Origin of the sequence: Phenylobacterium sp. J367, assembly GCF_024699985.1 — a bacterium.
Classification (GTDB): Bacteria; Pseudomonadota; Alphaproteobacteria; order Caulobacterales; family Caulobacteraceae; genus Phenylobacterium.
On record NZ_JAJONA010000001.1, the window covers coordinates 2,404,533 to 2,429,749 of the forward strand.

22 protein-coding genes and 5 pseudogenes are annotated in these 25,217 nt (G+C 70.7%); 16 read left to right on the forward strand and 11 right to left on the reverse strand.

Annotated features, from left to right (window positions below; genetic code table 11):
* Positions 1-199 precede the first annotated feature (199 nt).
* Together recA and alaS are read left to right on the forward strand one after the other, a co-directional pair.
* Positions 200-1,267 (forward strand): recombinase RecA, encoded by a 1,068-nt coding sequence (recA, locus tag LRS04_RS12965; protein WP_257816728.1) that lies wholly within the window; start codon positions 200-202, stop codon positions 1,265-1,267.
* A 229-nt stretch (positions 1,268-1,496) separates the two neighbouring features.
* Positions 1,497-4,161: pseudogene (gene alaS, locus LRS04_RS12970) on the forward strand (alanine--tRNA ligase).
* Positions 4,162-4,252: 91 nt separating this feature from the next.
* Here the strand turns inward: alaS and LRS04_RS12975 are convergent.
* Both LRS04_RS12975 and bla read right to left on the reverse strand, forming a co-directional pair.
* A complete protein-coding gene (locus LRS04_RS12975; RefSeq protein ID WP_257816729.1) occupies positions 4,253-5,470 on the reverse strand; it encodes an NADP-dependent isocitrate dehydrogenase in 1,218 nt (405 codons plus the stop codon).
* A 93-nt stretch (positions 5,471-5,563) separates the two neighbouring features.
* Positions 5,564-6,619, reverse strand: a complete 1,056-nt coding sequence (gene bla / locus LRS04_RS12980) for a class A beta-lactamase (protein WP_257816730.1) — start codon at positions 6,617-6,619, stop codon at positions 5,564-5,566.
* On the opposite strand from bla, the pseudogene LRS04_RS12985 reads away from it, so the two are divergent.
* The 4 genes and pseudogenes from LRS04_RS12985 (at position 6,618) to LRS04_RS13000 (ending at position 10,618) form a co-directional block, all read left to right on the forward strand.
* Positions 6,618-7,395 (forward strand): annotated as a pseudogene (locus LRS04_RS12985) (RNA methyltransferase). The gene bla and the pseudogene LRS04_RS12985 overlap by 2 nt on opposite strands.
* Before the next feature lie 97 nt (positions 7,396-7,492).
* Positions 7,493-7,966, forward strand: coding sequence for a nuclear transport factor 2 family protein (locus tag LRS04_RS12990; RefSeq protein WP_257816731.1), 474 nt, complete (start codon positions 7,493-7,495; stop codon positions 7,964-7,966).
* A 32-nt stretch (positions 7,967-7,998) separates the two neighbouring features.
* On the forward strand, positions 7,999-8,832 hold the full coding sequence (locus LRS04_RS12995) for a TIGR00266 family protein (protein WP_257816732.1): 834 nt from the start codon (positions 7,999-8,001) through the stop codon (positions 8,830-8,832).
* 199 nt (positions 8,833-9,031) lie between these two features.
* The gene (locus LRS04_RS13000) at positions 9,032-10,618 is read left to right on the forward strand and encodes an amidohydrolase (protein ID WP_257816733.1); all 1,587 of its coding nucleotides are present in this window, start codon (positions 9,032-9,034) and stop codon (positions 10,616-10,618) included.
* Between the two features lie 205 nt (positions 10,619-10,823).
* Here the strand turns inward: LRS04_RS13000 and LRS04_RS13005 are convergent, their stop codons facing one another.
* Together LRS04_RS13005 and LRS04_RS13010 are read right to left on the reverse strand one after the other, a co-directional pair.
* A complete protein-coding gene (locus LRS04_RS13005; protein ID WP_257816734.1) occupies positions 10,824-11,060 on the reverse strand; it encodes a hypothetical protein in 237 nt (78 codons plus the stop codon).
* Between the two features lie 391 nt (positions 11,061-11,451).
* Complete coding sequence (locus tag LRS04_RS13010) at positions 11,452-12,480, reverse strand: glycine zipper 2TM domain-containing protein (protein ID WP_257816735.1); 1,029 nt, start codon at positions 12,478-12,480, stop codon at positions 11,452-11,454.
* Between the two features lie 251 nt (positions 12,481-12,731).
* Between LRS04_RS13010 and LRS04_RS13015 the strand changes: the two genes are divergently transcribed.
* From LRS04_RS13015 to LRS04_RS13035, 5 genes and pseudogenes are all read left to right on the forward strand, one after another.
* Positions 12,732-12,857, forward strand: a complete 126-nt coding sequence (locus LRS04_RS13015; protein ID WP_257816736.1) for a hypothetical protein — start codon at positions 12,732-12,734, stop codon at positions 12,855-12,857.
* 93 nt (positions 12,858-12,950) lie between these two features.
* Entirely contained in the window at positions 12,951-13,541 is a 591-nt protein-coding gene (locus LRS04_RS13020; protein ID WP_257816737.1) for a hypothetical protein, read from the forward strand.
* Between the two features lie 596 nt (positions 13,542-14,137).
* A pseudogene (locus LRS04_RS13025) lies at positions 14,138-15,103 on the forward strand (S46 family peptidase); the annotation flags it as partial.
* A 112-nt stretch (positions 15,104-15,215) separates the two neighbouring features.
* Positions 15,216-15,473, forward strand: a pseudogene (locus LRS04_RS13030) (S46 family peptidase); the annotation flags it as partial.
* Positions 15,474-15,567: 94 nt separating this feature from the next.
* Positions 15,568-16,134 carry a S46 family peptidase gene (locus LRS04_RS13035; protein WP_257816738.1) on the forward strand — a complete coding sequence of 189 codons (567 nt, stop codon included), beginning with the start codon at positions 15,568-15,570 and terminating at the stop codon, positions 16,132-16,134.
* A 42-nt stretch (positions 16,135-16,176) separates the two neighbouring features.
* Here LRS04_RS13035 and LRS04_RS13040 read toward each other — a convergent pair whose 3' ends face one another.
* Positions 16,177-16,323, reverse strand: coding sequence for a hypothetical protein (locus LRS04_RS13040; RefSeq protein WP_257816739.1), 147 nt, complete (start codon positions 16,321-16,323; stop codon positions 16,177-16,179).
* A 278-nt stretch (positions 16,324-16,601) separates the two neighbouring features.
* Between LRS04_RS13040 and LRS04_RS13045 the strand changes: the two genes are divergently transcribed.
* Both LRS04_RS13045 and infA read left to right on the forward strand, forming a co-directional pair.
* Complete coding sequence (locus LRS04_RS13045; protein WP_257816740.1) at positions 16,602-16,811, forward strand: cold-shock protein; 210 nt, start codon at positions 16,602-16,604, stop codon at positions 16,809-16,811.
* Between the two features lie 90 nt (positions 16,812-16,901).
* Positions 16,902-17,171, forward strand: coding sequence for a translation initiation factor IF-1 (infA, locus tag LRS04_RS13050; RefSeq protein WP_257816741.1), 270 nt, complete (start codon positions 16,902-16,904; stop codon positions 17,169-17,171).
* Here the strand turns inward: infA and LRS04_RS13055 are convergent.
* Both LRS04_RS13055 and LRS04_RS13060 read right to left on the reverse strand, forming a co-directional pair.
* The gene (locus LRS04_RS13055) at positions 17,168-17,863 is read right to left on the reverse strand and encodes a response regulator (protein ID WP_257816742.1); all 696 of its coding nucleotides are present in this window, start codon (positions 17,861-17,863) and stop codon (positions 17,168-17,170) included. The genes infA and LRS04_RS13055 overlap by 4 nt on opposite strands.
* Positions 17,860-19,287: an ATP-binding protein gene (locus LRS04_RS13060; RefSeq protein ID WP_257819103.1), complete on the reverse strand. Its 1,428-nt coding sequence runs from the start codon at positions 19,285-19,287 to the stop codon at positions 17,860-17,862. The genes LRS04_RS13055 and LRS04_RS13060 overlap by 4 nt, the downstream gene beginning before the upstream one ends.
* Before the next feature lie 456 nt (positions 19,288-19,743).
* Here LRS04_RS13060 and LRS04_RS13065 point away from each other — a divergent pair, with 456 nt between their 5' ends.
* Positions 19,744-20,769 carry a hypothetical protein gene (locus LRS04_RS13065; RefSeq protein ID WP_257816743.1) on the forward strand — a complete coding sequence of 342 codons (1,026 nt, stop codon included), beginning with the start codon at positions 19,744-19,746 and terminating at the stop codon, positions 20,767-20,769.
* Between the two features lie 6 nt (positions 20,770-20,775).
* Here the strand turns inward: LRS04_RS13065 and LRS04_RS13070 are convergent, their stop codons facing one another.
* Complete coding sequence (locus tag LRS04_RS13070) at positions 20,776-21,294, reverse strand: hypothetical protein (protein WP_257816744.1); 519 nt, start codon at positions 21,292-21,294, stop codon at positions 20,776-20,778.
* A 140-nt stretch (positions 21,295-21,434) separates the two neighbouring features.
* A pseudogene (locus LRS04_RS13075) lies at positions 21,435-22,113 on the reverse strand (SDR family NAD(P)-dependent oxidoreductase).
* Between the two features lie 215 nt (positions 22,114-22,328).
* Between LRS04_RS13075 and LRS04_RS13080 the strand changes: the two are divergent.
* Positions 22,329-22,853, forward strand: coding sequence for a glycine cleavage system protein R (locus LRS04_RS13080; RefSeq protein ID WP_257816745.1), 525 nt, complete (start codon positions 22,329-22,331; stop codon positions 22,851-22,853).
* Between the two features lie 308 nt (positions 22,854-23,161).
* Complete coding sequence (locus tag LRS04_RS13085) at positions 23,162-24,244, forward strand: helix-turn-helix domain-containing protein (RefSeq protein ID WP_257816746.1); 1,083 nt, start codon at positions 23,162-23,164, stop codon at positions 24,242-24,244.
* 158 nt (positions 24,245-24,402) lie between these two features.
* Here LRS04_RS13085 and LRS04_RS13090 read toward each other — a convergent pair whose 3' ends face one another.
* Together LRS04_RS13090 and LRS04_RS13095 are read right to left on the reverse strand one after the other, a co-directional pair.
* Positions 24,403-24,585: a hypothetical protein gene (locus LRS04_RS13090; protein WP_257816747.1), complete on the reverse strand. Its 183-nt coding sequence runs from the start codon at positions 24,583-24,585 to the stop codon at positions 24,403-24,405.
* Between the two features lie 136 nt (positions 24,586-24,721).
* Entirely contained in the window at positions 24,722-24,994 is a 273-nt protein-coding gene (locus LRS04_RS13095; protein ID WP_257816748.1) for a hypothetical protein, read from the reverse strand.
* Positions 24,995-25,217: the final 223 nt, after the last annotated feature.

Here is a 25,217-nt window from a genome sequence, read left to right on the forward strand (position 1 = left end):
TTCTGACGTATGACCCCGATAGGGTCCCTGGTGTCGGGAGCGTGGTGCCCCCGAAGCAACCTGGACGTCGCGCGCCGCAAGTCGCGGAACCGGAACATCTTGCGAACAGAGAACGAAACCGGTACAGGTTGAGTCCTCCGGCGCGTTGCACCGATCCAGCCGGGTTGGCGGAATCGTGGGATAAGAGGGGCTTGGAAACATGTCGCAATCGGCTTTGAGGCTCGTGGGTAAAGAAGACGGAGACAAGCAGCGCGCTCTCGAGGCGGCGCTGGCGCAGATCGACCGGGCCTTCGGCAAGGGCTCCGTCATGAAGCTGGGCGACAAGGGCAAGGTGGTGGAGATCGAGTCGGTCTCGACCGGTTCGCTCGGCCTCGACCTGGCGCTCGGCATCGGCGGCCTGCCGAAGGGCCGGATCATCGAGATCTACGGGCCGGAATCGTCGGGCAAGACGACGCTCGCCCTGCACGTGGTGGCCGAGGTCCAGAAGGCCGGCGGCACCGCCGCCTTCGTGGACGCCGAGCACGCGCTCGATCCGTCCTACGCCCACAAGCTGGGCGTGAACCTGGACGATCTGCTGGTCTCGCAGCCGGACACCGGCGAGCAGGCGCTGGAGATCACCGACACCCTCGTCCGCTCGGGCGCCATCGACGTGATCGTCATCGACTCCGTGGCGGCGCTGACGCCTCGCGCCGAGATCGAGGGCGAGATGGGCGACCAGCTCCCCGGTCTCCAGGCGAGGCTGATGAGCCAGGCGCTGCGCAAGCTCACCGGCTCGATCTCCAAGGCCAAGACGCTGGTCATCTTCATCAACCAGATCCGGATGAAGATCGGCGTCATGTACGGCTCGCCCGAGACCACCACGGGCGGCAACGCCCTGAAGTTCTACGCCTCGGTGCGCCTCGACATCCGCCGCACCGGCTCGGTGAAGGTCCGCGACGAGATCATCGGCAACAACGTCCGCGTGAAGGTCGTCAAGAACAAGGTCGCCCCGCCGTTCCGCGAGGTGGAGTTCGACATCATGTACGGCCAGGGGATCTCCAAGCTGGGCGAGATCATCGACCTGGGCGTGAAGGCCGGGATCATCGAGAAGTCCGGCTCCTGGTTCTCCTACAACTCCACCCGCATCGGCCAGGGCCGCGACAACGTCCGCGAGTTCCTGAGGCAGAACCCGGACATGGCCGCCGAGATCGAGAAGGCGGTGCGCGGCGCCAAGGCGGTCATCGAGGAGGAACTCCTCGTCGGCGGTCCCGAAGAGGGCGAGGAATAGCCGCCTCACGGCTTCTCGCCCGGCGGTCCGTGCGGCCCGACGGCCGGCCCACCGCCAACCCAGCCGGCCCAGGCCAACCCCACGCGGGGACGCCGGGCGAGACCAGGACGCCTGGGGGCCGCCCCCTCAGGCGTCCTTTTTCTTTGCGCGGACGCGGCTGAGTTTCGTAAACCCACGCCGCACCCCAGATAGGGGGGCTGGCTGACCCCACATTCGCGTTGGAATCCCTATGGCGACCCTGAACGAGATCCGGACCCACTTCCTCGACTTCTTCGGAAGCAAGGATCACCAGGTCGTCGCCTCGGCTCCGCTGGTGCCGCAGAACGACCCGACGCTGCTGTTCGTCAACGCCGGCATGGTGCCGTTCAAGAACTACTTCACCGGCGCCGAGACGCCGCCCTGGCCGCGCGCCGCCTCGTCGCAGAAGGCGGTCCGCGCCGGCGGCAAGCACAACGACCTCGACAACGTCGGCTACACCGCGCGCCACCACACCTTCTTCGAGATGCTCGGCAACTTCTCCTTCGGCGACTACTTCAAGGAGCAGGCGATCAGCCACGCCTGGGAGCTGCTGACCAAGGAGTTCAAGCTCCCGCCCGAGAAGCTGCTGGTCACCGTCTACCACACCGACGACGAGGCCTTCGGCCTGTGGAAGAAGATCGCCGGCCTGCCGGACGACAAGATCATCCGCATCGCCACCTCGGACAACTTCTGGTCCATGGGCGACACCGGGCCCTGCGGCCCGTGCTCGGAGATCTTCTTCGACCACGGCGCCCACATCCCCGGCGGCCCCCCGGGTTCGCCCGACGAGGACGGCGACCGGTTCGTGGAGATCTGGAACCTGGTCTTCATGCAGTTCGAGCAGTTCGCCGACGGCCAGCGGACGCCCCTGCCCAAGCCCTCGATCGACACCGGGGCCGGCCTGGAGCGCGTGGCCGCCGTCCTGCAGGGCGTGCACGACAACTACGACGTCGACCTCTTCAAGGACCTGATCGCGTCCGCCAAGCGCGAGCTGCACGCCGAAGGCTCGGAGACCACGCCGTCGCACCGGGTGATTGCCGACCACCTGCGCTCCATGAGCTTCCTGATCGCCGACGGCGTCATGCCGTCGAACGAGGGCCGCGGCTACGTCCTGCGCCGGATCATGCGCCGGGCCATGCGCCACGCCCACCTGCTGGGCGCCGAGACCCCGCTGATGCACCGGGTCGCCCCGACGCTCGTCAACCTGATGGGCGACGCCTATCCGGAGCTGCGCCGCGCCGAGCCGGCGATCGTCGACACCCTGCGCCAGGAGGAGGAGCGCTTCCGCGTCACCCTCGGCCGCGGCCTGACGCTTCTGGACGAGGCGACGGCGGGGCTGAAGGACGGCGACGTGCTCTCCGGCGAGACCGCCTTCCGGCTCTACGACACCTACGGCTTTCCGCTCGACCTCACCCAGGACGCGGTCCGGGCCAAGGGCCTGACCGTCGACCTCGAGGAATATGACGCGGCCATGGGCCGCCAGCGCGAGATGGCGCGCGGCGCCTGGAAGGGCTCCGGCCAGGTGGCGGCGGCGGCCGAATGGTTCGCCATCCGCGACCGCCTCGGCCCCACCGACTTCACCGGCTACGACACCACCGAGGCCAACGCCGAGCTGCTGGTGCTGGTCGCCGACGGCCAGGAGGTGGAGGAAGCCCAGGCCGGCCAGACCGTCCAGGCCCTCTTCGACCGCACGCCCTTCTACGCCGAGAGCGGCGGCCAGGCGGGCGACCAGGGCGAGGTGGAATGGGCCAATTCTGATGGGACGGGCGGCAAGGGCCGGGTCCTCGACGTCCAGAAGCAGGCCGGCGACCTCCACGTCCACGAGATCGAGATCACCGAGGGCGTGCTGAAGGCCGGCGCCCGCGCGCGTCTCGCCGTCGACCCCGAGCGTCGCCAGTCCACCCGGTCCAACCACTCCGCGACCCACCTGCTGCACGCGGCGCTGCGCAATGTGCTCGGCCGTCACGTGACCCAGAAGGGCCAGATGGTCGACGGCGAGCGGATCCGCTTCGACTTCAGCCACGGCCAGCCGCTGACGGCCGACGAGATCGACCGCATCGAGGCGGAGGTGAACGCCGTGGTCCGCCAGAACCTCGCGGCCGTCACCAAGGACATGAAGCCGGCCGAGGCCATCGAGGCCGGGGCCATGGCCCTGTTCGGCGAGAAGTACGGCGACAGCGTCCGCGTGCTCACCCTCGGCCGCGCGCTCGACGGCCAGGGCGACTATTCGGTCGAGCTCTGCGGCGGAACCCACGTGGCCCGCACCGGCGACATCGCCCTCTTCAAGATCGTCTCCGAGCAGGGCATCGCCGCGGGCGTGCGCCGCATCGAGGCCCTGACCGGCGAGGCGGCCCGCCGCTACCTGCTGGAGCAGGCGTCCGTCTCCAAGTCGCTCGCCGAGCAGTTCAAGGTCCCGGTGTCCGAGGTCTCCGCCCGGATCGAGGCCCTGCAGGCCCAGGCCCGGAGGCTCGAGAAGGATCTGGCCGACGCCAAGCGCCAGCTCGCCATGGGCGGCGGCGGCGGGGCGGCGCAGGCCGGGCCCGAGGAGATCGGCGGCGTGAAGGTCATGGCCCGCGTCATGGACGGCGTCGGCGGCAAGGACCTCAGGCCCATCGCGGAGGAGTTCAAGAAGCAGCTTCCCGACGGCGTCATCGCCCTCGTCGGCGTGGCCGACGGCAAGGCGGCGATCACCGTCGCCGTCACCGGCCAGGCCCAGCGCCGGTTCAACGCCGCCGAGCTCGCCAAGGCCGCCGTGATCGCCATGGGCGGCCAGGGGCGCCGGCGGCCGGCCGGACTTCGCCCAGGGCGGCGCCCCCGACGGCTCCAAGGCCGCCGAAGGGCTCTCGGCCGTGAAGACGATGCTCGAAGGGGCGTAACGCAAATTCCTCCCCGAGGGGGAGGAACGCAAAGAAAACGGCGGCCGGATCGCTCCGGCCGCCGTCTTCTTATCCGGCTCGAGGCCGAGGTTTACGCCTCGGCGAGCGCCTTCTCGAGGTTCACGGCCACCTTGTCGATGAAGCCCTCGGTGGTCAGCCAGCCCTGGGTGTCGCCGACCAGCAGCGCCAGGTCCTTGGTCATCGAGCCGCTCTCGACGGTCGAGACGCAGACCTGCTCCAGGGTCTTGGCGAACTTCGACAGCGCCTCGTTGCCGTCGAGCTTGGCCCGGTGCTCCAGGCCGCGGGTCCAGGCGAAGATCGAGGCGATGGAGTTGGTCGAGGTGCTCTCGCCGCGCTGGTGCTGGCGGAAGTGGCGGGTGACGGTGCCGTGGGCGGCTTCCGCCTCCATGGTCTTGCCGTCCGGCGTCATCAGCACCGACGTCATCAGGCCGAGCGAGCCGAAGCCCTGGGCCACCGTGTCCGACTGCACGTCGCCGTCGTAGTTCTTGCACGCCCAGACGAAGCCGCCCGACCACTTCAGGGCCGCGGCCACCATGTCGTCGATCAGCCGGTGTTCGTAGGTCAGGCCGGCGGCCTTGTACTTCTCGGCGTATTCCGTCTCGTAGATCTCCTGGAAGATGTCCTTGAAGCGGCCGTCATAGGCCTTGAGGATCGTGTTCTTCGTGGAGAGGTAGAGCGGGTAGTTGCGGTTCAGGGCGTAGGCGAACGACGCGTGGGCGAAGTCGCGGATCGACTCGTCGACGTTGTACATGGCCATGGCCACGCCGGAGTCCTTGAACGTGAAGACGTCCTTCTCGATCTTCTCGCCGTTGTCGCCTTCCCAGGAGATCTTCAGCTTGCCGGCGCCCGGCACCTTGAAGTCGGTGGCGCGGTACTGATCGCCGAACGCGTGGCGGCCGATGATGATCGGCTGGGTCCAGGACGGCACCAGGCGCGGCACGTTCTTGCAGATGATCGGCTCACGGAAGACCACGCCGCCCAGGATGTTGCGGATCGTGCCGTTCGGCGACTTCCACATTTCCTTCAGGTTGAACTCCTTCACCCGCGCCTCGTCCGGGGTGATGGTGGCGCACTTCACGCCCACGCCGTGCTTCTTGATCGCCTCGGCCGCATCGATGGTGATCTGGTCGTTGGTCGCGTCGCGCGCCTCGACGCCCAGGTCGTAGTACTCGAGCTCGATATCCAGGAACGGGAAGATCAGCTTGTCCTTGATGAGCTTCCAGATGATGCGGGTCATCTCGTCGCCGTCGATGTCGACGACGGGGTTGGCGACTTTGATCTTGGCCATGTGGCGAGGCGCTCCGAGGGGGGGAACTTCTTGAAATGTGCGGGGGCCGTATAGCCGCCACGCGCGCCGACGCAAAGGCTAGAGCCTGCGACTTTACCCCACGGAACGGATCATCAGCCGGCCGAGATCGGCGAACAGCGCCGCCTGGGCCTCCATGGAGAGCGTCGCGCCGGAGAGGAAGGCCGCCGCCGCGTAGCTGCGCCGGTCGGGCAGGGTGAAGAGGCCGATGTCGTTGAAGGCGAGGCTGATCCCGAGGTCCAGGCCCGACGTCCCCGGCCTGTGGGCCCAGGCGACGCCGGCCGGAAATCCCGCCTTCAGCCGGTCGGCGGCGCGCGGCGTCTCGCGCATCATCTGGATCAGCATCCGGGTCGAGGCCGGCGACAGCAGCTCCCCGCGGTCCAACGCCATCAGGAAGTCCACCGCGCCCTGCGGCGTGGCGGTGTCGCGCGGATCGGCCAGGAAGCGGCGCATGGCGGCGAGCTTCGTCGCGTCCGGCACGCTGTCGTAGGCGGCGCGGAAGCCCGCCCCCTTCCAGGCCGGCCGGAACGAGGCCATGCCATAGGCCTCCGGCGCCAGTTCGCGCTCGTAGCGGTCGATGCGGATGTCGTTCAGCCGCTTGGCGCTCAGCCAAGCGCTCACCGTCCCCGGCCCGCCGATCCGCTTCATCAGGACGTCGGCGGCGGTGTTGTCGCCGTCGACGACCGCGGCGGCCATCAGCTCGCGCAGGCTGTAGTCCCGCCGCGCCGGGAACGCCTCGGCGATGGCCGACAGCGGCGGCGACAGGTCCTCGGGCTCCAGCCTGACCATCTCGTCGAGGTTCAGCCGCCGCGCGTCCACCTCGGCCAGGGCGGCGGCGGCCAGCGGCGCCTTGAACACGCTGAACATCGGGAAGCGCCGGCCGCCGTTGAAGCTGAAGCTCTCCGCGCTCTCCAGGTTGGTCAGGGCGACGCCCAGCACGCCCGGCTTCGCCCGCTCGGCCAGCTCCGCCGCGCCCTTGTTCAGCCGCGCCATGTCGAGCGGCGGCGTCGTGGACGCGGTCAGCGGCTCGCTGCGGCTGCAGGCGGCGACGAGCGCGCCGAGGCCCACGGCGAGGACGCCGCGTCGGGGAAGGGTTGCCAGGGCGGGGCTCCGCGACGGAAAAGGCGCCATGGCCGCAACGTCTCCCGAAAAACCTGTCGTGATCCTGAACGCGCCGCAGCTTGCGCAGAATATCGGCGCGGTGGCCCGTGTCATGGCCAACTTCGGCCTGGACGAGCTGCGCCTCGTCAGCCCCCGGGACGGCTGGCCGCAGGAGAAGGCCTGGGCGTCGGCCTCCGGCGCCGACTGGCCGCTGAACGCCGCCCGCGTGTTCGACGACGTCGCCTCCGCCATCCACGACCTGCACCAGGTCTACGCCACCACCGCCCGGCCGCGCGAGCTGCAGCTCCCGGTGATCACCCCGCGCCAGGCCGCCGCCCAGCTCGCCGAGGCGACGGCGCAGGGCGAGCGCGTCGGCCTCCTCTTCGGCGGCGAACGCGCCGGGCTGGAGACCCAGGACATCGCGCTCTGCCAGGCGGTGGTGACCATCCCCATCGACCCGCGCTTCCACTCGCTGAACCTCGCCCAGGCCGTCGCCATCAACGCCTACGAATGGCGGACCGTCGCCGTCGCCGACGCCCCGCCGCCCAGGTTCCGCGACGGCGCCCCCGCCCGCCGACGGCGCCGCGCTGATGGGCCTCTACGAGCACCTGGAGCGCGAGCTGGAGACCGCCGGCTTCTTCCATCCGCCGGAGAAGACGCCGTCCATGGTCCAGAACCTGCGCGCCGCGCTGGGCCGCGCCCGCTTCACCGACCAGGAGGTCCGCACCCTGCGCGGCGTCGTCACCGCGCTGTCCCGCGGCCGCGGCAAGGTGCTGGAGAAGCTCGCCAAGAAGACGGACGGCTAATTCCTCCCCCGATGGGGAGAATGGCGAACCCCCCTCTTGCCCTCCAACCGTTCGCAGGCGAAACATCGCCCCCCGCCGGGCATCAGGAGTTCGCGCCATGGGCGCCGTCACACGTTTCCTCGCCGGCAGCGCCGCCCTGGCCTTGGTGCTGGGCCTCGGCCAGCGCGCCGCCGCCCCGTCGCAGAAGGGCGCCGAGCGCGGCGTCCGCCAGGCGCTGATCCGGCTCAACCAGCATCTCGCGAAGCGCGACCTCGCCCTCGTGGACGAGTTCATGCCGGACCACGACACCCTGCTGGTTGGCTCGGAGCTCGGCGAGGTCGCCCGCGGCCCCGACGGCCTGCGCCGGCATTTCCAGGCGCTCTTCGACCGCACCGACACCCTGGTCTTCGACTGGCGGGAGGTGGAGGTCTCGGTGCATGGGCCCATCGCCTGGCTGCACGCCGAGGGCCACGCCGTGGTGCGCGAGGCCGGCGCGACCGAGCATCGCCGCGCCTACCGCCTGACCGGCGTCTTCGCCCTGCATCACGGCCAGTGGAAGTGGCGCCTGTTCCATGGCTCCGAGCCCGCCTGATCCGTCCGAACCCTCAAGCTAGGAAGTCCTCCATGAGCCAAGGTCCCTGGAGCCACCACCGCACGGCCGCCCTGGCCGACGACATCGACTTCGACATCAAGGGCCAGGAGCTGCAGTTCGTCGAGATCGAGCTCGATCCCGGCGAGAGCGCCATCGCCGAGGCCGGCGCCCTGGTCTGGAAGGACGCCTCGGTCGGCATGACCACCGTCTTCGGCGACGGCTCGGGCGGCGAGGGCGCGGGCTTCATGGGCAAGCTCCTGGGCGCCGGCAAGCGGCTGATCACCGGCGAGAGCCTGTTCACCACCGTCTTCACCCACAACGGCGGCGGCAAGGCCAAGGTCGCCTTCGCCTCGCCGACGCCCGGCGCCATCCTGCCGCTGCACCTGGGCGAGCTCGGCGGGACCCTGATCTGCCAGAAGGACGCCTTCCTCGCCGCCGCCCGCGGCGTCTCCATCGGCATCCAGTTCCAGCGCCGGATGATGACCGGCCTGTTCGGCGGCGAGGGCTTCATCATGCAGCGCCTGGACGGCGACGGCTGGGTCTTCGTCCAGATGGGCGGCACGGTGGTGGAGCGCGAGCTCGCGGCCGGCGAGGAGATCCACGTCGATACCGGCTGCCTGGCCGCCTATACGCCCAGCGTCGACTTCGACCTCGTCATGGCCGGCGGGGTGAAGAGCGTCATCTTTGGCGGCGAGGGCCTGTTCTTCGCCCGCCTCACCGGCCCCGGGAAGGTCTGGATTCAGTCCCTGCCGTTCTCCCGCCTGGCCGGCCGGATGCTCGCCGCCGCCGGCGGCGTGGGCGGCCAGAACCGCGGCGAAGGCTCCGTCCTCGGCGGCCTCGGCGACATCATCGGCGGCAACCGCTGACGCCCAGGTTCCTCCCCCTCGGGGGAGGTGGCCCGAAGGGCCGGAGGGGGTGCGCTCAAACGGCGGGCATGACCCCCTCCGTCTCGCCGCTCCGCGGCGATCCACCATCCCCCGATGGGGAGGAATTGCGTCCGTGACTGGACACCCCCACCCGCCTCGTCCAGCTTCGCGCCCTTGAGTACCCGGGGAGCTTTTCCAGATGAAGACCACGCTGCCGCTCGCGCTTGCCGCGATCCTCGCCTGCACGTCGGCGAACGCCGCCTCGCTGCCGGCCATGAAACAGCAGGCGATCGCCGGTGTGGAGGCCCGCGCCCGGCTCGCCCAGCAGATGAACGACAGCATCTTCTCGTTCGGCGAGCTCGGCTTCCAGGAGGTGGAGACCTCCCGCTACATCACCGACGTCCTGGAGAAGAACGGCTTCACCGTGACCCGCGGCGTCTCGGGCATGCCCACCGGCTGGGTCGCGACCTGGACCAACAAGACCGGCGGCCCGGTCGTGGCGCTCGGCTCCGACATCGACGGCATCCCCAAGGCCTCCCAGACGCCTGGCATCCCCTGGCGCCAGCCGCAGGTGGAGGGCGCGCCGGGCCACGGCGAGGGCCACAACTCCGGCCAGGCGGTGAACGTCGTCGCCGCGCTGGCGGTGAAGGAGATCATGCAGAAGGAGGGCATCGCCGGCACGCTGATGCTCTGGCCGGGCGTCGCCGAGGAACTGGTGGCCGGCAAGGCCTTCATGGTCCGCGACGGGGTCTTCAAGGACGTGGACGCGGTGATCTTCACCCACGTGGGCGACAACCTCGGCACGACCTGGGGCAAGCCGTCCGGCACGGGGCTCGTCTCGGTGGAGTACACCTTCAAGGGGTCCACCGCCCACTCGGCGGGCAAGCCGTGGATGGGCAAGTCGGCGCTCGACGCCGTCAGCCTGATGAACACCGGCTGGGAGTACCGCCGCGAGCACATCCGGCCCGAGCAGCGCTCGCACTATGTGATCCGCGACGGCGGCGACCAGCCCAACGTCGTGCCGGAGCGCGCCAGCGTCTGGTATTATTTCCGCGAGCAGGACTTCAAGGGGATCGCCGACCTCTATGCGGTCGGCAACAAGATCGCCGACGGCGCGGCCATGATGACCGACACCACGGTTACCCGCCGGGTGCTGGGGACCGCCGCGCCGCGCCACTTCAACCGGCCCATGGCGGAAGCCGCCTACGCCAACATCCGCCAGGTCGGCCTGCCCAGGTGGTCCGCCGACGACCAGGCCTTCGCCAAGGCCGTCCAGAAGTCGGTGGGCGCCGACAAGGACAAGGGCCTCGACACCGAGCTCGACAAGCTGGAGCCGCCCAAGGAGAGGCCCGAGAGCGGCGGCTCGGACGACATCGGCGACATCTCCTGGACCCTGCCGACCATCACCATCCGCTATCCGTCGAACATCCCGGGCCTGCCGGGCCACAACTGGGCCAACGCCATCTCCATGGCGACGCCGATCGCCCACAAGGGCGTGGTGGCCGGGTCGAAGGTGGTCGCCATGACCACGCTCGACCTCCTGACCCAGCCGAAGCTCAGGGCCGCCGCCAGGGCCTACTTCACCGACGTTCAGACCAAGGACGAGAAATACGTTCCGATGATCGGCGCCGCCGACAAGCCGCCCATCGAGATGAACGCCGCCGTCATGGCCCAATTCCGCGACCAGATGCGGCCGCTCTACTACGACGCCGCCAAATACCCGACCTACCTCGACCAGCTCGGCGTGAAGTGGCCGACCCTGGAGAAGCCCGCCGAGGCGAAGTAGCCCCCGCCCTCAATGGGGATGGCCCGCTCGCCGGCCGGCGAGCGGGGCGGGGAGGGCGCGCTTGAGCCCCGGCCCCCTCACCCAGGCCAGAATATCTTCGCCGCGAACACCACGGCCAATCCCACCGCCACCCAGAGCGGCACGTTGCGCGGGGAGAGGAAGCGGGCCTTGTCGAGCGGGGGCATGGGCGGATCTCCGGAAAGGGTCAGGACGGCGGCTTCACGCCGCGGTGGGGCACGAGGGTCTCGCCGGGCGGGGCCAGCACCCGGGCCGTGCCGCCCAGGGCCTCGACTGCGATGGCGGCGGCGCAGGCCTGGCGCAGCGCCTCGGCCCGGGTGAGGAAGTCGCCGTAGAACACGTGGTCGCGGGTCACCGACCAGACGCCCGAGCGCAGGATCGCCCGGAAGGTGCAGTCCCGCGGCCGGGCGTCGAGCAGACTCACGTCCGTCGCGCCAGGCTAGGCGCGGTCAGTCGGGTGAGGGCGGGAAGGAGGAGCGCGGCGGCGACGCAGAGGGCGGACGCGACGAACAGGATGGACATGGCGGGTCTCACGGGACGCCGCGCCGGACGTGATCGACCGCTTCGCTGGCGGCACGCGCCCGGCGGCGCCTGGGGGTACACAAGGGTCTTGCCGGCGCCCGGTGGCCAGGGCGGCGGGCGGGAGAGCCCCGTGCCCTTGGCCGGCGCGGGGATCCCTGGCGTCCGCCGCGATACCCGGCGGCGGATCCCGCGGGCCGCCTGCTCAGCCCGTGGGGGCGAGCGGGACAAAGGGCCCGCGATCGTCAGTCTTCTGAGCCGACGCCCCCGGCCGTCCTCGGCCGGGGGCTGCCGTCTCAGCGGCTGCCGTAGCGCTCGGCGCGGCCGTTGCGGCTCATCTGGCCCAGGCTGTCGCTCAGCCTGTCGAGGCGCGCGCTGATGGTCGCGCGGCCACGCGGGCCGAGCTCGCCCTGGCGATTGCGCAGCGAGCGCTCCTCGCGCTCGATGGCGGCGAGCGAGCGCAGCAGGCGGTCGCCCTGGGCGCGGCTCAGGCTGCGGTTGTCGATCCCGCGCCGGATCTGCCGGTCGAGGTCGGCTTGGCGCTCGTCGATGCTCTGCATCCCGTTGTCGCCGCGGTAGCCGCCCTGCGACGGGCGGTTGTCCGTGGAGATCCAGCGGCCGCGCGCGTCGTAGTAGCCGACCGCCTCGCCGCGGACCCATCGGCCGTCGCGGTAGTAGCCCGGCTGCGGATCGGCGATCCACACGCCGTTGGCGTCCCGCCGGCCGTTCGCCTCGCCGGCGATCCAGACGCCGTCGGCGTTGTAGCGGCCCGTCGCGGGGCCCGCGATCCAGCGGCCCGACCGGTCGTAGCGGCCGGGCGCCGTGGACGCGACCCAGCGGCCGTCGTGGGTATAGTAGCCCGTGGCCGAGGCCGGGACCCAGTGGCCGCGCGTGTCGTAATAGCCGGAGGCCTGGGCGTCGGTGTCCGCCTGCACCCAGCGGCCGTCGCTGGCGTAGTAGCCGCGCGGCGCGCCGTCGATCCAGGCGCCGGTACGGTCGTAGTAGCCGGCGGCGTTGGTTCTCGGGGTGGCGGTGGCGTGCCAGGCGCCGTTGTTGTCGTAGTAGCCGTAGGCGCGCGAACAGTCGGGCTTGCCCTTGGACACCTGGTTGCCGATCAGCGCGCCGGCGATGCCGCCGATGACGGCGCCTTCGGTGCGGTCGCCGCGGCCGGCCACCGCGCTTCCGGCCAGGGCGCCCAGTCCGGCGCCGGCCAGCGTGCCCATGGTCTGGTTGGACTGCCGCTGCTCGCACGTCTGTTGCGCGAGGGCCGCGGCAGGAAGGAGGGCCGCGGCGCAGACGCCGGCGACCAGGATTTGAATTCGCATTGGGTGAAGCTCCTGGGGAGAGGAAATACCCCCTCCCGCCGTGGATCTATATAAGATCAGGCTTCGCCATAGCAAGAATTACTTGTTATATTACTCGAATATATTTCTGGAGCGTTTCGGAACCATATCCCTACAGGTGACAATGAATACTTGTTCAGAGTGGGATTTATGTGGCGATCGCGACCCACAGGGGCTAGTATCGGGCTTGGCCGATGCGACTTTCGCGCCGGCCGGCCGGAAAGGCCCTCCCCATGAAGATCTTCCCCTCCACCCGCCTGACCCCGGCCAGGCGCGATCTCGTCGATGCGCGCTCCTCCGCGGCGCCCGCTCCCAAGGTCCAGAAGACCCTGCTCAACGATCCGCGCAGCACGCGCTGACGCCCACCGCCATGCTGGAGCGCGCCGGAGAGGCTTGACTTCGGCAGCCTCTTGTGTTCTCGTTTCGTTCTCATGCCCGTCGATCCCGAGCACATGGCCGAAGACCGTCACACCGTGACGCTCCGCGCGCTCGCGGGGATGAGCCTGGAGCTCTGCCGCGACCTGCAGCAGCGGGCGCTGAACGCCGAGAACCCCGAGGACGCCGTCCGCCTCGCCACCGCCTTCCATCGCGTCAGCCGGGGCCTGCGCCAGACGCTGGCGTTGGAACTCAAGCTGGTCCGCTACAAGGACGAGCTGCACTTCAAGGCTCAGGAGAAAGCCGACCTCGCCGAAGCCCGGGTGAAGGCCGAGGCCGAGACCCGCGAACTCGCCGTCGACCAGCGCCGGAAGGACGTCTGGGAACAGGTCGGCGACTGCTTCTGGTCCGAGCACGAAGGCGCCGACTGGAACCTCCCCGACGACGGGATCGACAAACCCGACCGCCCGCCGCCCGAAGACCCCATGTGGGACCGGCTCGAGGCCCTCTCGACGCCGAGGAAGCCAAGCCCGACTTCCTCACCCGCGACTTCGACCTCCTGGTCATCGAAGCCTGCGACGCCATCGGCGGCGACCCCACCCCTCATCTACGACATCCGCGGCCGCGAACCCGCCGAGCCCGAGCCCGCAACCGCCGACTCCTCCTAACTCCGCTCATCCCGGCGAAAGCCGGGATCCAAGCTGACTCAGCCAGCGCGCTCCGCGCGCAAGTCGAACCACAGAAACACACAGAACCACACAGAAGGCGGGCCACCCGGATGGCTAGGCGCCTCGATCGTCGTTGCGCGCCTTCCAGGCGCGCGAGTCACGCCTGCCATCTCCCCCGACCTCAACCTGTTCAGCCCCTTCTGTGTGTTTCTGTGTGTTTCTGTGGTTCCATACCCGGCCCGCACCGAGCCCGCCGGCCACACCCGCGAAATCCGTGGTTCCAAAGCGACCTCAGCCTGGATCCCGGCTTTCGCCGGGATGAGCGGAGGAGGGGCGGATCAATTTCGCGCCTCTCGTGGCCCCAACCCCGACACCCGCCCACGTCCACTGGCCATCCGTGAAATCCGCGGTTCCATTCCTTCAAGCCACCGCACGCGTTGCCGCCGCCACGCCTTGCGCTAAAACCGCTCGCTCGGGGCCCGTCCGAAGGCCCGCTCACGGGGAAGTCCTCACCATGCGTTTCGCCACCGCGGCCTCGGTCGCCGCCCTCGCCACCGCCGCCCTCGGCGCCCGCACCCGCTTTCGCGGACGAAGGCATGTGGACCTACGACAACTTCCCCTCGGCCAAGGTGAAGGAGACCTACGGCGTCACCGTCGACCAGCCGTGGCTCGACCGGGTGCGGTCCGCCTCCGTCCGCCTGACCACCGGCTGCTCGGCCTCGCTGGTCTCGCCCGACGGCCTGGTGCTGACCAACGCCCACTGCGTGATCGAATGCGTCCAGGACCTGTCCTCGCCGCAGGCCGACTACGTCAAGGACGGCTTCCTCACGGCCACCCGGACCGAGGAGCGGACCTGCCCCGGCATGCAGGCCGAGATCCTCACCACCATCACCGACGTCACCGACCAGATCCGCGCGGCCAGCGCCGGCAAGACCGGAGCCGACTTCGTCCGGGCCCGCGACGCCGCCATGGCCGCCGCCGAGAAGGCTGGTTGCGGCGGCGACAGCACGCTCCGCTGCCAGGTGGTCAGCCTCTACCGCGGGGGCCAGTTCAAGCTCTACAAGTACCGCAAGTACGCCGACGTCCGGCTGGCCTTCGCGCCGGAGTACGCCACGGCCTTCTTCGGCGGCGACCCGGACAACTTCAACTTCCCGCGCTTCAACCTCGATATGGGTTTCCTGCGACTCTACGAGAACGGCAAGCCGGTGAAGACGCCCCAGCACCTGACCTGGGTCAGCCGCGCGCCCAAGGAGGGCGAGGTCACCTTCGTCTCGGGCAACCCGGGCTCCACCGACCGCATGCTCACCGTCGCCCAGCTCGAGAGCCAGCGCGACCTCATCATCCCGGTCGGCCAGCTCCAGCGCTCCGAGCTGCGCGGCCGGCTGATCCAGTTCTCCGGCCAGGGCGCCGAAGAGAAGCGCATCGCCACCGACCCCCTGACCGGCCTGGAGAACTCCTACAAGGTGTTCTTCGGCCGCCAGTTCGCGCTCAGCGACCCGGCCTTCATGGACGTCAAGCGCCAGGCCGAGGCCGAACTCAAGGCGAAGGTCGCCGCCGATCCGAAGCTCGCCGCCGAGATCGGCGACCCCTGGGCCGAGATCGCCGCGGCCCAGGCCGCGTCCGGCCCACTTCGTCCGCTACCGCCAGCTCGAGCAGGCTGCCGGCGGCGGCTCGGTGCTGTTCAACTACGCCCGCGACCTGGTCCGCGCCGCCCAGGAGCGCGCCAAGCCCTCGGCCGAGCGCCTGCCGGCCTATGCCGACACCCGCCTGCCCCTGCTCGAGAAGACCCTGCTCGACATGAAGCCGGTCGATGCGCCGCTGGAGCAGATCTACCTCCAGCACTGGCTGCTGAAGACCCGCGAGTACCTGACGGTCGACGATCCCGCCGTGAAGCTGGTGCTCGGCAAGGAGAGCCCGGAAGGCCTGTCGGCGCGCGTCGTGACGGGCTCGAAGCTCGCCGATCCGCTGGAACGCCGCCGGCTCTGGGAAGGGGGGCCTGGCCGCGGTCCAGGCTTCGGACGACCCGATGATCCAGCTCGCGCTGCGTCTGGACCCGGCGGCCCGCGAGATCCGCAAGGCGTGGGAGACCGACGTCACCGGCCCCACCGACCGGGCCGCCGAGCGCATCGCCCGCGCCCGCTTCGCCGCCTATGGCGACCAGGTCTATCCCGACGCCACCTTCACCCTGCGCCTCTCCTACGGGAAGGTGGCGGGCTGGACGCACCGGGGCGTCGAGGTGCCGGCCGTCACCACGATCGGCGGCCTCTACGAGCGGGCCACTGGCGCCGAGCCCTTCCAGCTCGCCCCGCGCTGGGCCGAGGCCGAGGGCAAGCTGGACAAGTCGATTGTCTACAACTTCGTCACCACCAACGACATCATCGGCGGCAATTCCGGCTCGCCGGTGGTGAACGCCAGGGGCGAGGTGCTGGGCGCGGCCTTCGACGGCAACATCCATTCGCTGGGCGGCGCCTACGGCTACGACGGGACCATCAACCGCACGGTGGTGGTCTCCACCGCCGCCGCGACGGAGGCGCTCAACAAGGTCTACGGCCTCACCGGCCTGGTGAAGGAACTGACGGCGAAGCGGCGCTAGGGGAAGGGGAGGTCCGGGCGGCCCATGGCCGCCCGGCGGGGCTCAGACGGCGAAGAAGCCGTTCTCGCCGGAGATTCGCACGAGGCAGGGCTTGCCGGCGTCCTGCGCCTCGCGGGCGCGCTTGTTGGCCGACGCCTTGGCCACGTCCTTGTCCGCGGAATGGCCGAAGAACCGGCCCTCTTCCTCCACGGCCCAGCCTCCGTCGTGGCGGCATACCGTGATGATAAGTCGTTCAATTTTCATCGCGAACCCCTAGCATAAGTCGGGCCGGATGCGGGAAAAACCTGCGTGGCGCTTGTCGCGCGAAGGACAATCTCCCATATTGACGCGATCAAAATTCGTTTTGGCTCGCCTGCCACTCGCGGAACTGCTTCGGCCCGCCCGCGAATCTGCCTCCGACCCTCTCCGAAAATTTGATCTCGCCGTCCGTGTTGGGCGCGGGAATTCTGTCCGGAAAGGGACTATCTATGCAAATCGGCGTCGTGAAGTGGTTCAACCCCACCAAGGGCTTTGGCTTCATCCAACCTGAAGAGGGCGGCGCGGACGTGTTCGTGCACATCTCGGCCGTCGAACGCGCCGGCATCGGCTCGCTCAACGAAGGTCAGCGTATCGGCTTCGAGCTGGAGCGCGACCAGCGCAGCGGCAAGATGTCGGCCGGCCAGCTCCAGGCCGTCTGAGCTGCGGCGGGCCTCACAGCCCGCCCTTGAAATTCTGACGGGCCGGCGGTAGCCGGCCCGTTTTTCATGTCATTCCAAGGGAGGGGCCGCATGGCCAAGGAAGAACTGGTGGAGTTCGACGGACAGATCGTCGAGCTGCTGCCTGAGGGCCGTTTCCGCGTGAAGCTGGAGAACGACCACGAGATCCTCGCCTACACCGCAGGCAAGATGAAGAAGCACCGCATCCGCTCGATGGTGGGCGACAAGGTGACGGTCGAGATGACTCCCTACGACATGGACCGGGGCCGGATCATCTTCCGCCACCGCGACACCAGCCCGCGCATCGGCGGCGCCCCGCGCCCCGTCTACCGCAAGCGCTAGTCGTCGGACCTGAGGCGGTAGCCGACCCCCGGCTCGGTGAGCACCAGCCGGGGACTGGACGGCTCGGCCTCCAGCTTCTGGCGGAGCTGGCCGACCAGCACGCGCACGAACTGGGCGTCCACCTGGGCGCCCGCGCCCCAGACCGCGGCGATGATCTGACGATGGGTGACCACCCGTCCGGCGTGCCGCGCGAGCGTCCGCAGAAGGTCGTACTCCCGGGGCGTCAGCTTCACCTCCTCGCCCAGGATTTGCACCCGCCGGAGCGCGAAGTCGAGCTCCAGGTCGCCGGACCGGAACACCGCCTGGGCTGCGAACCGCCGCTCCCGCCCGCGCAGGCTGGCCCGCACCCGGGCCAGCAGCTCGCCCACGCCGACCGGCTTGTTGACGAAGTCGTCGGCGCCGAGGTCCAGGGCCGCGATCTTCTCGTCCTCCAGGTCGCGGGCCGAGAGCACGATCACCGGGGCGTCCGACCATTCCCGCAGCCGGGAGATCACCTGCTTGCCGTCCATGTCCGGCAGGCCGAGGTCGAGGATCACCACGTCGCACGGGTCGGCCGCCATGGTCTCCAGCGCCGCCTCGCCGGTCTCCACGGCCTCGACCGCATAGCCCGCCGCGATCAGCGCCGGCTTCAGCGCGCGCACGATCTGCGGCTCGTCGTCGACCAGCAGCAGGCGGACAGGGGCCCCGCTCATGCCGCCGCCGGCACGGCCAGCGTCACCCGCAGGCCGCCGCCGTCCGTCCTGTTCAGCGCCTCGACCCGCCCGCCCATGCCCTCCAGAAGACCCCGGGCGATGGAGAGCCCCAGGCCGGTGCCCGGCGTCCGTGCCGTCCGGTCGCTGCGGTAGAACTTCTCGAAGATCCGCTCCAGTTCGGCCTCGCGCACCCCGGGTCCCTCGTCGGCCACCTCGACACGCACCATGCCGTCCCGGACCGCAGCGGTGACCGTGATCGCCCCGCCGGCGGGCGTGTAGCGCGCGGCGTTCTCCACCACATTGCCCACGGCCTGCTCGAAGAGCACGGCGTCGCCGAGGCCCTCCGGCAGGTCGGCCGGCGCCGCGAGCTGCACGAACCTGCCTGCCGCCCGCCGCTCGGCCGCCCGCTCGATCGCCTCGGCGACGCTGAACGCCGAGGTCGTCACCTTGAGCTGGCCGGCCTCCAGGCGGGTCATGTTCAGCAGGTTGGCGACGAAGCTGTCCAGCCGCGCGGCCTCCTCCTGGATGGTGGCGGCCAGGTCGGCGCGCACCGGCTCCTCGAAGGCGTGGCCGTACTCCTGCAGGCTCGAGGCCGAGGCCATGATCGCCGCCAGCGGCGTCCTGAGGTCGTGGGAGATCGAGGACAGCAGCGCGTTGCGCAGCGCCTCTGTCCGGGCCTGGGTCTCCGCCTCCGACTTGGCGGCGGCGAGATGGGCGCGGGAGATCGCCGCGGCCCCGACGTCCACCAGGATCTCGATGAGCTGCGGCTCGGGCGGCGGATCGGCGGAGGGCGCCCAGGCCGCCAGGCCCCAGACCTCGCCGTCGGCCCGGAGCGGGCGCAGCCGCCAGCCGCCGTGCGTGGCCGTCCGCGCCGTCGGTTCGGTCATAGAGACGGCCACCGCCTCGGGGGAGACCCCGGGGATCGCGCCCGGCGCCCGGGCGGCGTCCTCCACAGCGCTCGGCCCGCCTGCCGCCGCAGCCAGGTGGTGCGCGAGGCGGTCCCGGATGTAGGTCTCGTCCGAGGAGGCCGAGAAGTCCCGCGTCGCGTCGAACAGCACGCGGGTGGCGTGGGCGCGCGCCTCGGCCCGCTTCGCCGCGTCGCGGACCCGGCCGGTGAGCAGGCCGGTCAGCATGGCCACCGCCAGGAAGACCGTCAGGTTGATCGCGTCCTCGGCCTCGAACGACAGCGAGAACCGGGGCTCCACCAGGTAAAAGTTGTACACGAGGAAGGCGAGGCCGGCGGCAAGCCAGGCGGGTCCCGATCCATAGAGGAAGGCGGTGACGAGCACGCCCGCCAGGAAGACCATCGACAACCGCGTGCTGCCGGTCACCCGGAACAGCGCTTCGGCCGCCAGCGTCGTTACGGCCACGATCGCCAGCGACGCGGCATAGCGCCGCCAGGACGGCATGGGGGAGGGGGTCATCTTCACCGGTGACACCATCGCGCATCCCCGACGTCAATTATGCGAGGCTTATGGACAGCCCCCGCGGCCGTTAAACTTATAATTTCCTTATGGTTGGCCTGCCGGAACAGGCTGACATCTTCCGTCCCTCGTTTGCTTCGCACTCCGGGGCGCCATGCGCAGTCGATTGATCTCCATCCTGGCCGTGAACGAAGACGATCTCGTCTTCGCCGCCGACGAAGGCCCGGCCGATGGCCTGCCGTCGGGCGGCGCCGGCCTGCCCGAGGAGGCTGCCGAGCCGGATCCGGTGGACGTCGCCGATCCCGAACCGGAGCCGCCGGCGCGGAGCCGGGTCCCGATCCGGACGAGGAACCGCCGCCGCCCGTCGATCCGGCGCCCCAGCCGCCGCCGGTCCACACTCCCAATCCCGGCCCCGACACGATCGACTTCGGACAGATCCTGATCGACCGGCCGGACGTGCTGAAGGGCTTCTACGAGACCTATTACGGCGCCGGGAACGACCGGAACTCGACCGCCTGGGCCGAACGCGTCGGCGAGGCCACGCCGGAGGCCTATGCGAAGTTCTGGTACTTCGCGCACGGCCGCTGGGAGGGCTACGCCCAGGGAGAGACCACGGCGCAGGACACCATCTCGGCCGAGCGCATCCTGGCCGAGCGCCCCGACGTGCTGCGCGCCTATTACGAGGCCTACTACGCGAACAACGACAAGAACTCCGACGCCTGGAGCAAGCGCGTCGGCGGCGAGACGGCCGAAGACTACGCCCGGTACTGGTACGAAAAGTACGGGCGCTGGGAGGGTTACTCCCAGTCGGACAAGGCGGCGGCCGAGGCCATCGACGTCACGCGCCTGCTGGACGAACGACCCGACGTCTTCCGCGCCTACTACGAGGAGTTCTACGGCGAGAACAACGACCGAAAGTCGAACGCCTGGATCGACCGGGTGGGGGGCGACACGGTCGAGGACTACGCAAAGTACTGGTACGTCACCTACGGTCAGAAGCAGGGCTACAGCCAGCGTCCGCCCGGCGAGGAGCAACCCGGCGGGCCGAGCGGTCCTGGTGAACCTTCCGACCCCGGTCCGCCGGTCCACGACCCGGCGGACGATCCGTGGAACCACCCGGCGCTCTTCCCCGACTGGAAGCCGCCCTACGAGGGCTGGCAGCCGCCGCCGGACATCTGGCACGGCACGGGCGGCGGGACCGGGACCCCGGATCCCGAGCCCCGGCCGGAGCCGGAGGCCCCCTGGAGCCGATCCCCGACCCGGACCCGGCCGCCGCGTCGGCCGGCTCCCTCTTCGAACCGGACCCGTTCGGCTGACCCGCTTCCGGGGCGGCTCCCCCCGCCGTCCCGGCCGATCGCCGGGCGAAGGGTCAGCATCCTGGCCCAAGGCCCGGCGCTCCGCCCGTCCCCCTGCGCCATTCCCGTGGCGCGAAGCGGGCGGCCCGCTCCGTCTTCGGCCGAACGCCGCGGACGGGGCGGGTGAGGCGCCTCAGTCCGGCCCATCGCGCCCGAACGCCTCCAGGCAGAGCCGGCGTCCGAACGCCTCGGCGAGCGCGTCCGTGCGGTCCGAGACGATCCGGGTCAGGGCCTTGCCGGACGGGGTCTCGGCCACGATCCGGTAGCGGCCGACGATCGCGCCGCCGGCGGCGGGGTCGGCGAACTCGACCAGGCCCTCGATGCGGTCGCGGCCGCGGCCGTCCCAGAGCGAGGCGAACCGGTCGTCATAGGTCAGCGCGTCGATCCGGATCCGGGCCTCGAGCGGCCGGGCGCCGGCGGCGCAGCGGGACAGCTCCGGCTCGATCTCGGCGGACACGGCCCACTCCAGCGCCTGCTCGTCGCTCGACCGGTCAGGGCCGTATACGACGGGCTCGCCAGCCGGCAGCGTCTCGCGTCCGAGGGTCTGCGCATAGCGGTCGACGACCGGCCAGGGGGCCTCGATATCCAGCCGGACGACCCGGGCCCCGGCCGCCAGGTCCGGCGGCAGGCGCAGGTCCGGTCCGCCGATCACCCGCGGCGTCGGAGCGATGGCGCAGGCCGCGAGGAGGAGCCCGGCGAAGGGGGGCGACAGGGAATCTCATCGGCCCAGCCTGCCGGTCCACGGCCCGCCTGCAAGCACCGAGCGACAGGCGACGGCCGCCACGCGACGCCTCAGCGCCGGCCCTGGCCGTCGTCGACCTTGACCACCGTCCCGGTCACCGCGTCCGAGGCCGGGGCGGCCAGGAAGAGCAGGGTGGAGTCGAGCTGGGCCGGGTCGCCGATCCGCTTGCGCGGCAGGCTCGCGGAGAAGTCGCCGACGCGGGCGAGCATCCCGTCCATCATCTCGGAGGCGAAGGCGCCGGGCGCGATGGCGTTGACGTTAATGCCGAACCTCGCCCACTCGACCGCCAGGGCCTCGGTCATCCTCACCACCGCGGCCTTGCTGACCGAATAGAGCGCCGCGCCGCCGCCCGAGTAGTCGTAGGCCGCCATCGAGGCGATGTTGACGATCCGGCCCGGCCGCTCGGCCGCGATCAGCCGCCGGGCCACCTCGCAGGACAGGACGAACGGCGCGCGGACGTTGACGTCCAGGACCCGGTCGATGAGCTCCAGCGGCATCTTCACGGCCCGCTGGGCGTCGGGGGATGCCGGCGTTGTTGACGAGAATGGTGACGGGTCCCAGCGCCGCCTCGGCCCGGGCGACTAGATCCGGCAGCTCCTCGGCCGCGGTCATGTCGGCGGTCAGCGCCACCGCCTCGCCGCCGGACGCCCGGATTTCCACCGCCAGGGCCTCCAGCCGGTCCAGACGCCGCGCCGCCACCGCCACCTTCGCGCCGGCCGCCGCCAGCACCCGGGCGAACCTGGCCCCGAGGCCCGAGGGAGGCGCCGGTGACGAGCGCGGTCTGGCCGGTCAGGTCGTGCGAGGCGTTGGGCAGCGGATAGGTCATGGCGGGGTCCCTGGTTTCGCAGGAGCCTGGACCGGCTGACGTGGCGGAGGGCGAGCGTCCAGCCGATTGACGGGCGCGGCCCGGCGTGGCTCGTTCCCACGCCGCATTGGAGACACCCATGGCGTCCGTGATCCTGAGCGTTGTCGGCAGCGACCGGCCCGGCCTCACCGGCATCCTCGCCGACGCGGTGCTGTCCGCCGGAGGCAACTGGCTGGAGAGCCACCTGTCGCGGCTGGGCGGCCTGTACGTGGGCTCGGCCCTGGTGGAGATCGACGACGGCAAGGTGGATGCCCTGCGCGCCGCGGTCCGCGCGGTGGACGCGGAGGGCCTCGAGGTCCGCATCACGCCAGCGGTGGAGGCGCCGGAGGCGGCCGGCGAGGCCCTGCAGCTCAGCCTCGTGGGCCAGGACCGGCCGGGCATCGTGCGCCAGGTGACGTCGGCGATCAGCGGGCTCGACGTCAACATCGAGGCGCTGGACACCCGGCTGGCGCCCGAGCCGCACTCCGGGGCGCCGCTGTTCCACCTGGACGCCCGGCTGCGCCTGCCGTCGGCGGTCTCGGCGGCGACGCTGCAGGCGGCGCTGGAGCAGATCTCCGCGGAGATCATGGTCGACATCGCCCTGATCCCGGCCAGGGCCGGCTGAGGACGGCGCGGCGCCGCGCCGCGAACAGACCGAAGGTTCAAAGGACACGCCGGCGGACTCCTGCTACGGCTTGACCATGAGCCCGAGGTCCCACGCCCCTCCGGCCTGCCGTCCCGGCGGCCGGCTTTCCGACGCCCAGCTTTCCGACGGATCCGCAGACCCGTCGCATCCTGAACCGCGCCGGCGTCGCCTTCCTGCTCGATCTCATCGCCCTCGCCCGCAACGGCCGCCACCCGCTGGACGCCCTGCTGCTCAGCGTCACCATCCAGGCCAACGTCGCCCATATCGCCGGCCAGGCCGACCTGCAGGTGCGCCACGCCGCCGCCGACGCCCCGCCGTCCGACGCGCAGCGCCGGCCGGTGAGCATGAATGCGCTCGCCACCTCGCTGCGCCTGCCGTTCGAGAGCGTCCGGCGGCGCATCCACAACCTCTCGGCCGCCGGCCTCTGCCAGGTGAGCGCCGAGGGCGTGGTCGTGCCCACCGCCATCCTCGCCTCGCCGGAGTACCTGACCCTGGCCTTCGCCGGCTACGAGCGCATCCGGGCCTTCCACCGCGAGCTGGTCAGCCTGGGCGCGCTGCGCGACCTGCCGCCGCCGACCGTGGACCTGGGCGACGGCATGGCGCTGGTCCGGGCGGTCGCCCGCCTCGTCACCGACTATGTGCTGCGCGCCGTCGACGGGGCCCAGACCGCGTTCGGCGACGTGATCACCTGCCTCGTCCTCCTCGAGGTGTTCCGCGGCAACACCGAGCACCTGGGCCGCGGCGCCGAGCCGGAGGACCAGCTCGGCGCTGACGGCGCCCTGGACGACCGCCACCGCCGGCCGGTCAAGGCCGCCCAGCTCGCCCGCCGGCTGGGCCTGCCCGCCGAGACCGTCCGCCGCTACGCCGCCGCCATGGTCGAGCGCGGCTCGCTTGTCCGCACGCCGGCAGGACTGGTGGCGCCGGCGGAGGGCCTGCTGCGCGGCCACGTCATCACCTTCGTCGCCGACAACGAGCGCCACCTGCGCCGCCTGTTCACCGGCCTGTCGCAACTGGGGGGTGCTGGCGATCTGGGAGAAGCTCGACCGCGCGTGAGGGGGCGGGACGCCGGGCGTCACGGGCGGGCTCGGTGCGGTCCGGGTTGGAACCACGAAGGGCGCGAAGGACACGAAAGACACGACATTGATCTGCCCCTCCTCCGCTCATCCCGGCGAAAGCCGGGATCCAGGCTGAGGATGGGATGGAACCACGGGTTGCCCGGGCGCTGGCCGGCGGGCTCGGCGCGGTCCGGGTTTGGAACCACGGAATACACGGACCCTGGCCGGCTGGCTCGGTGCGGTCCTGTTTTGGAACCACAGAAAAGCACAGAAGGACACAGAAGGGGCGAGCCGGCCGAGGTCGGTGAGGGCTGACTCGCGCGCCTGGAAGGCGCGCATGGTGATGGAGGCGCCAAGCCATGGGGTGGCCCGCCTTCTGTGTGGTTCTGTGTGGTTCTGTGGTTCATTCCGCGCGCACGCGGCTGCGAACTCGGCTTGGATCCCGGCTTTCGCCGGGATGAGCGGAGTGGGGGTTAGCTGGAGTCAGCGGTTGCGGGCTCGGGTTCGGCCCGGTCCCTGCCTCGGATGTCGTAGATGAGGGTGGGGTCGGCGCCGATGGCGTCGCAGGCTTCGATGACCAGGAGGTCGAAGTCGCGGGTGAGGAAGTCGGGCTTGGCTTCCTGTTCATCGAGGAAGGCCTCGAGCCTGTCCCACATGGGATCTTCGGGCGGCGGGCGGTCGGGCTTGTCGATCCCGTCGTCGGGTAGGTTCCAGTCGGCGCCTTCGTGCTCGGACCAGAAGCAGTCGCCGACCCGGGTCCAGACGCCGTCGCGGCGCTGGTCGACGGCGAGCTCATGGGTCTGGGCCTCGGCCTTCGCCCGGGCTTCGGCGAGGTCGGCCTTCTCCCTGAGCCTTGAAGTGCAGCTCGTCCTTGTAGCGGACCAGCTTGAGTTCGAGGGCGAGCGTCTGGCGCAGGCCGCGGCTGACCCGGTGGAAGGCGGTGGCGAGGCGGACGGCGTCCTCGGGGCTCTCGGCGTTCAGCGCCCGCTGCTGCAGGTCGCGGCAGAGCTCCAGGCTCATCCCCGCGAGCGCGCGGAGCGTCACGGTGTGACGGTCTTCGGCCATGTGCTCGGGATCGACGGACATGAGAACGAAACGAGAACATACGGAGCCGGCAAAGTCAAGGTTTTTCGGCTGCAGGCCCTCTCCCTACCCTCTCCCTCTCCGCTGCGCGGGGGGAGAGGAGGTGATGGCTTTGACTCTCAGCTCCACTCCTCTCCCCCCGGGGCGAAGCCCGAGAGGGAGAGGGTAGGGAGTGGGCTGGGAGCCGGCGCGGAAAGGATGACGG

What these genes read in the sequence shown, in the direction of transcription:
- recA (WP_257816728.1), top strand. Translation starts at nt 200, where the DNA reads ATGTCGCAATCGGCTTTGAGGCTCGTGGGTAAAGAAGACGGAGACAAG.
- LRS04_RS12975 (WP_257816729.1), bottom strand. Translation starts at nt 5,470, where the DNA reads ATGGCCAAGATCAAAGTCGCCAACCCCGTCGTCGACATCGACGGCGAC.
- bla (WP_257816730.1), bottom strand. Translation starts at nt 6,619, where the DNA reads ATGGCGCCTTTTCCGTCGCGGAGCCCCGCCCTGGCAACCCTTCCCCGA.
- LRS04_RS12990 (WP_257816731.1), top strand. Translation starts at nt 7,493, where the DNA reads ATGGGCGCCGTCACACGTTTCCTCGCCGGCAGCGCCGCCCTGGCCTTG.
- LRS04_RS12995 (WP_257816732.1), top strand. Translation starts at nt 7,999, where the DNA reads ATGAGCCAAGGTCCCTGGAGCCACCACCGCACGGCCGCCCTGGCCGAC.
- LRS04_RS13000 (WP_257816733.1), top strand. Translation starts at nt 9,032, where the DNA reads ATGAAGACCACGCTGCCGCTCGCGCTTGCCGCGATCCTCGCCTGCACG.
- LRS04_RS13010 (WP_257816735.1), bottom strand. Translation starts at nt 12,480, where the DNA reads ATGCGAATTCAAATCCTGGTCGCCGGCGTCTGCGCCGCGGCCCTCCTT.
- LRS04_RS13015 (WP_257816736.1), top strand. Translation starts at nt 12,732, where the DNA reads ATGAAGATCTTCCCCTCCACCCGCCTGACCCCGGCCAGGCGCGATCTC.
- LRS04_RS13020 (WP_257816737.1), top strand. Translation starts at nt 12,951, where the DNA reads ATGGCCGAAGACCGTCACACCGTGACGCTCCGCGCGCTCGCGGGGATG.
- LRS04_RS13035 (WP_257816738.1), top strand. Translation starts at nt 15,568, where the DNA reads ATGATCCAGCTCGCGCTGCGTCTGGACCCGGCGGCCCGCGAGATCCGC.
- LRS04_RS13045 (WP_257816740.1), top strand. Translation starts at nt 16,602, where the DNA reads ATGCAAATCGGCGTCGTGAAGTGGTTCAACCCCACCAAGGGCTTTGGC.
- infA (WP_257816741.1), top strand. Translation starts at nt 16,902, where the DNA reads ATGGCCAAGGAAGAACTGGTGGAGTTCGACGGACAGATCGTCGAGCTG.
- LRS04_RS13055 (WP_257816742.1), bottom strand. Translation starts at nt 17,863, where the DNA reads ATGAGCGGGGCCCCTGTCCGCCTGCTGCTGGTCGACGACGAGCCGCAG.
- LRS04_RS13060 (WP_257819103.1), bottom strand. Translation starts at nt 19,287, where the DNA reads ATGACCCCCTCCCCCATGCCGTCCTGGCGGCGCTATGCCGCGTCGCTG.
- LRS04_RS13080 (WP_257816745.1), top strand. Translation starts at nt 22,329, where the DNA reads ATGGCGTCCGTGATCCTGAGCGTTGTCGGCAGCGACCGGCCCGGCCTC.
- LRS04_RS13090 (WP_257816747.1), bottom strand. Translation starts at nt 24,585, where the DNA reads ATGTGGGACAGGCTCGAGGCCTTCCTCGATGAACAGGAAGCCAAGCCC.
- LRS04_RS13095 (WP_257816748.1), bottom strand. Translation starts at nt 24,994, where the DNA reads ATGGCCGAAGACCGTCACACCGTGACGCTCCGCGCGCTCGCGGGGATG.